The following is a 5,457-nucleotide window of genomic DNA, read 5'->3' on the forward strand; positions in this document are numbered from 1 at the left end:
ATGACGTTTGTCTTGTTCCTTCTATACCTCGCCGCTGGCGCAGGCGTGGGCTACGGCATGTTAACGGTCACCACCGTGGGACTCCCCCTGTCGATTGCGGGCGGTGCGATCACGTCTGCCGTGCTCGGCCAGATCCATGTGCTCGCCCGCGCAGGCTCCGCGACCAAAAAGTATGAAGAGCGCCTGGTCCGTATCGAGAAAGACGTCACCTCGACCAGCCGCACCGTGAAAGTGCTGGAAGCGCGCACTGACGTGGTCGAAGAAACCCTGAAGCACGAGATGGGCGAGCAGCGCAAAAACCTGCAACAGGAAATGCAGGAACTGCAGACCCTGATCGAGAAGCTGACCAACACCTTCGAGCGCAAGCTGACGGAAACGGCCGGCCAGAGACAGGCCTCGCCGGTCGAAGACGCTGTGCTGCGCGATGTCCGCGAAGCGCTGAGTGTCGGCCGGGTGGACCTGCACCTGCAGCCCATCGTCTCGCTGCCGCACCGGCGTGTCTCTTTCTATGAGAGCCTGACGCGCCTGCGCCGGGCCGACGGTTCGCTGATCCTGCCAGCTGATTTCCTGGATGCGGGCCGCCGCGCCAACCTGATGGGCATTATCGACAACCTGACCATGTTCCGCTGCGTGCAGATCGTGCGCAAGCTGGCAGAGCGCGACCGCCGCGTCGGCGTGTTCTGCAACATCGCGTCTGCCTCGCTGGAAGACCCGGGCCTGTTCCCGCTGTTCCTGCAATTCATGGCCGAGAACCGCGACCTCTCCGGCTCGGTGATCTTCGAACTGCGCGCCGACAAGTTCGAAGCCCGCTCGGCGGTGATGCGCGCCAATATGGAAAAGCTCACCGCGCTCGGCTTCCGCTTCTCGCTGGACCATGCCCATGGCCTCTCGTTCGATCTGTCGCGCCTGCAGGCCGCCGGTGTGCGGTTCATCAAGATGAATGCCGGACAGCTGATCGACATCCTGCGCGACCCACACGGCGAGCGCCCCGCCTCGAACATCAATCGCCGCCTGGATGGCAAGGAAGTCAGCGCTGTCCTTTCGCGCTATGGCATCACTCTGATCGCCGAGAAGATCGAGGACGAAGCGAGCGTCATCGAGATTCTCGAATACGACATCCCCTATGGTCAGGGGCATGTGTTCGGCGCCCCTCGCCCTGTTAAGGCCTCCCTGATGGAAGACACCGCGCCTCCGCAGGAACTGATCGACAGGCTCACAAAGTTCGGTTGACGGGTTTCCGGCTTGATTTAGCCGGAATTCAGGGGCCATCTGGGGCGCATCTGCGGAGGAAGCGGTCCCATGAAACTTTCCGGAATGATCCCTGTCAGCCTGCTGGCTGTGATCGGCGCCTGCGTGATCGCGCCTCAGTCCAGCGAACTCGCCGCGCCCTCCGCCGCGCCAGAAATCACCACCGTCTCCGAAGCGCGCCTTGCCTTCATCGGCATCACCGGAAACCTGCCGGAAGCCGGCAATGACCTGCCGCCCGCGCTGCTCGATCCGCTGATGGACCTTGTGCCGGTCCGCATGGACCTGACGCTCCGCCCGCCACTGTCGCCGACCGTGCAGGGCGAGGACGGCTTCTACGCGCCGGTCAACGAATGCTCGTTCGGGCCCCTGGACGCCGGGGTGATCTCGGTGCCGACGGGCTCGAACCACGTGCTGCTGGACGTGCGCATGGGATCGGCGGTCGACCATCCGGCCAACCTCTTCACCTGCGAGTACGACCCAGCCTTTGCCACCGCAGAGGGTCCCGGAACGGCTTATCGTCTGCGCGGCTGTTTCCTGCCGCAGTCCGTGTCGATCCCGACTGCCGTCCAGTGGGTGCTGAACCCGCTGCCGGCCTCGGCCTGCGGCCTGGGCGATTGACCCTCCGGCCAGTCCGGCCTACCTCGCGCCCCGATGAATGTTCCTCAGTTTCCTGCCGGCCTCGCCGCACTCGCGCCGGACTACGACACCATCCTCTGTGATGTGTGGGGCGTCATCCATAATGGCCGCGCTGCCTTTACTGAGGCCTGCGAGGCGCTCGTGAAGTTCCGCCAGCAGGGCGGGCAGGTCAGCCTGATCACCAATGCACCCGTGCCGAACAAGCAGGTCATCCGACTGTTCGAGCCGCTCGGCGTCCCGCACGCTGTATTCGACACCTGTGTCTCCTCCGGCGACGCCACCCGCGCCGAACTGGCTGCGCGCCCGGACATGACCGTCTGGCGAATGGGCGGCGACGAGGGCTGGGAACACGACCGGTTCCTCTACGAAGGCCTTGGCCACACTTTCATCGACGACGACCGGGCTGACCTGCTTTTGTGCATCGGCCTGCGCGACCAGGTGAAGGATCAGCCGGAAGACTACCGCGCCGAACTCGCCCGGGCGGCCGCCAAGGGCATCGCGATGCTGTGCGCCAACCCGGACAAGCAGGTCCGCGTCGGCGGCAAGCTCTACTGGTGCGCCGGCGCGCTGGCCGACATCTACGAGGATCTGGGCGGGGAGGTGATCTATCCCGGCAAGCCCTGTGCGCCGATCTATACCCTCGCCGTTGCGAGGCTTTCGGAGCTGAAATCGCCTCCGAAGCGAATCCTGTGCATTGGCGACAGCCCCGCCACCGACGTGCGCGGCGCCCGCCTGCAGGGCTTCGACAGCCTCTATGTCGGCACCGGCCTGAAGCAGCACGGCCCCAATTTCGAGGCCGAAGTGACCGACCTGCTGGCCGATTACGGCGAAGAGGCCACCTATGCCATGACGGGCCTCAGATGGTGACGGCGCGCGCGGCGGCGTGTAACGGACAAAACATCAAGGATTCAGGAGCCCCCAAGGCATGACAACTTTCTCCGGTTTCAAGTATGAAGACCTGCAGCTCGGCCAGGCACACGAGACCGTGCACACGATCACCGAGAACGACATCCAGCGCTTCGCCGAAGTGTCCGGCGACTTCAACCCGCTGCACATGTCCGATGAGTTCGCCGCCGGCACGATCTTCGGCAAGCGCATTGCCCACGGCGCGCTGACCGCCAGTTATATCTCTGGCATCCTCGGCAACAACCTGCCAGGCCCGGGCGCCATCTTCGTCGGCCTGTCAATGCGCTTCAAGCGCCCGGTCCATATCGGCGACACCGTCACCGTACGCGCTGAAGTCGCCGAGAAGCAGGACCGCGGCAACCGGGTCACCCTCAAGGTCGAATGCATCGTCGAGGGCAAGCGGGTGATCACCGGTGAAGCGGAAGTGGTGGCGCCAAGCCGAGGGAAGTGATGGCCGTCTTCGCGGAGTATCGCGGACTTCCGGAAAGCGCCCAGGGCGCTTCGATCGCGCTTGGCAATTTTGACGGGCTGCACATCGGCCACAATGCGGTGATGGAGGCTGCCCGGCTCGCCGGGCATGGCAAGTTCTCGGTGGCCACCTTCGAGCCGCCGCCGCGCGCCTATTTCCGCCCGGGCGATCCGCCGTTCCGGATCTTCCGGCCCGAGCGCCGCAATGCCGCCATTCTTGCAGCCGGCGCCGGCGCCGTCTTCGAACTGCCGTTCAATGGCGAAATGGCTGCGATGACTGATGAGGGCTTCGTCCGCAGCGTTCTGGTAGACGGCCTGAAGGCGACGCATATTTCGGTCGGCTCCGACTTCCGTTTCGGCCGGGGCCGCATGGGCCATGCCCAGCGTCTCTCCAGCCTTGGCCGCGCGCTCGGCTTCGGTGTGACGATTGTAGAGGAAGTCGAGGAGCACGGCGCCAAGGCCTCCTCCACAGCTATCCGGCAGGCGCTGATGGCGGGCGAGCCGGAACTCGCCGCTAAGATGCTCGGCGGACCATGGATCGCGGACGGCGTCGTGGAATCAGGCGAGCGCAATGGCCGCAAGCTCGGCTTTCCCACCGCCAATATCCAGCTCGGCGAGCTGATCCACCCCAAGCACGGCGTCTATGCCGTCCGTGCGCGGATCGAAAGCGAGCAGGACTGGCGCCCGGGAGTCGCCAATTTCGGACGCACCCCCACCACTGGCCTGCGAGATCCCTTGCTGGAAACGCACATCTTCGATTTTGCAGGCGATATTTACGGCAAACGGCTCGAAGTGCAGCTCATCGCCTACCTGCGCCCCGAGCGCCGCTTCGACAGGCTCGACCTGATGGTGGAGCAGATGCATCTTGATTCTGCCGAGGCGAAGGCCATCCTCGCGCACGGCGCGTGATCACGTGGTTTCCCCGGGACGTGGCAAACAAATGGGCCCGGCAGGCCACCTCTCGCTGAAATCATGAAAATTCCGCAATTTGGCGGCTTTCCCGCCCTTCACAGCCGCTGGAAACAGGCAGAGTATTTTCCGGTATCCAGCGCCTCAAGGGGAGGAATTCATGCGCCGTATCATCGCTTCCATGGCCATTCTGGCCGCCGCGGCTATGCCCGCACTGGCCGACGAAAATGCGGTCGTCAAAACGGTCAACCTGCAGCAATTGCAGACCATCCTGACCGAGGAAGGCTACACCATCAACAGCTCCGGCGATGACGGCGCCGTCTCTGTCCGGGCAACCGACACCAACGGCACCGGCCTGATCTTCAACGTGTTCGGCGCAGCCTGCGATCTCGAAGGTTATGACACGGGCTGCCTCGGCATCAACATGCAGGTGCGCTACGACGCAGATGGTCAGGAAACGCTGGAGCTTATCAACGAGGCCAACCTGATGTGGGCCGCCACCTCCGCCTGGTACTCGGCCGGCGGCACGGACGGGATCAGCCCCACGGTCGGCATCGCCCGCTACGTTATCCTCGACGGCGGCATGACCATCCGCAACATCAAGGACAACCTCCTGAACCTGCTCGCCATCGCGCCGCAGGCCGCAGACTATATCTGGCAGGTGGGCGAGTATGGGCCGGGCGGCGCCGATGATGCCGCCTATGACGACGACGAGTGGTAGCCGGCCGTCCGCGCCGAAAGGGGTGACAGGGCCGGGGCGGGCATGATAATCGCTGCGCCGATGACCTATTCCGCGGCGATCCGGGCAATTCGAATTAGCGGCCCGGCCGCCGGCTGAAGCGTTTCTTCAGCCGGGGCCGGGTTAAGCCCGCTCGCCCATCCCCGTTTTGCTGAAGAAGATACGCCCCCCGCCATGACCGATACCGCTGCGACTGAACGCGATTACCGCGACACGCTGTTTCTGCCGAAAACCGAGTTTCCGATGCGCGCCGGCCTGCCCAAGGCCGAGCCGGAATGGATCAAGCGCTGGGACGCGATGGGCCTCTACGGCAAGCTGCGCGAGGCCGCAAAGGGCCGCGAGCCGTTCATCTTGCACGACGGCCCGCCCTATGCCAACGGCCACATTCACCTCGGCACGGCGCTGAACAAGATCATCAAGGACATCATCGTGCGCTCGCACCAGATGCAGGGCTTCGACGCCTCCTACCTGCCGGGCTGGGACTGCCACGGCCTGCCCATCGAATGGAAGGTGGAAGAGGAGTTCCGCTCGAGGAACCGCCCTAAGGACTC

General features: G+C 64.4%; 7 protein-coding genes. All 7 read left to right on the forward strand.

Annotated features, from left to right (window positions below; all coding sequences use genetic code 11):
- Positions 1 to 1,230, forward strand: a 1,230-nt coding sequence (locus tag WEA77_RS04650) for an EAL domain-containing protein (RefSeq protein WP_368066699.1), incomplete at its 5' end; no start/stop codon positions are given.
- A gap of 69 nt (positions 1,231 to 1,299) precedes the next feature.
- Positions 1,300 to 1,866 carry a hypothetical protein gene (locus WEA77_RS04655; RefSeq protein WP_368066700.1) on the forward strand — a complete coding sequence of 189 codons (567 nt, stop codon included), beginning with the start codon at positions 1,300 to 1,302 and terminating at the stop codon, positions 1,864 to 1,866.
- A gap of 33 nt (positions 1,867 to 1,899) precedes the next feature.
- On the forward strand, positions 1,900 to 2,751 hold the full coding sequence (locus WEA77_RS04660) for a TIGR01459 family HAD-type hydrolase (protein WP_368066701.1): 852 nt from the start codon (positions 1,900 to 1,902) through the stop codon (positions 2,749 to 2,751).
- A gap of 58 nt (positions 2,752 to 2,809) precedes the next feature.
- Positions 2,810 to 3,241, forward strand: a complete 432-nt coding sequence (locus WEA77_RS04665) for a MaoC family dehydratase (RefSeq protein ID WP_368066702.1) — start codon at positions 2,810 to 2,812, stop codon at positions 3,239 to 3,241.
- On the forward strand, positions 3,241 to 4,167 hold the full coding sequence (ribF, locus tag WEA77_RS04670; RefSeq protein WP_368066703.1) for a riboflavin biosynthesis protein RibF: 927 nt from the start codon (positions 3,241 to 3,243) through the stop codon (positions 4,165 to 4,167). The genes WEA77_RS04665 and ribF overlap by 1 nt, the downstream gene beginning before the upstream one ends.
- A gap of 160 nt (positions 4,168 to 4,327) precedes the next feature.
- Entirely contained in the window at positions 4,328 to 4,888 is a 561-nt protein-coding gene (locus WEA77_RS04675) for a YbjN domain-containing protein (RefSeq protein ID WP_368066704.1), read from the forward strand.
- 192 nt (positions 4,889 to 5,080) lie between these two features.
- A partial coding sequence (locus WEA77_RS04680) for a class I tRNA ligase family protein (protein ID WP_368066705.1) occupies positions 5,081 to 5,457 on the forward strand: 377 nt, incomplete at its 3' end.

This window comes from Hyphomonas sp. (assembly GCF_040882205.1).
In the GTDB taxonomy this organism is placed as follows: Bacteria; Pseudomonadota; Alphaproteobacteria; order Caulobacterales; family Hyphomonadaceae; genus Hyphomonas.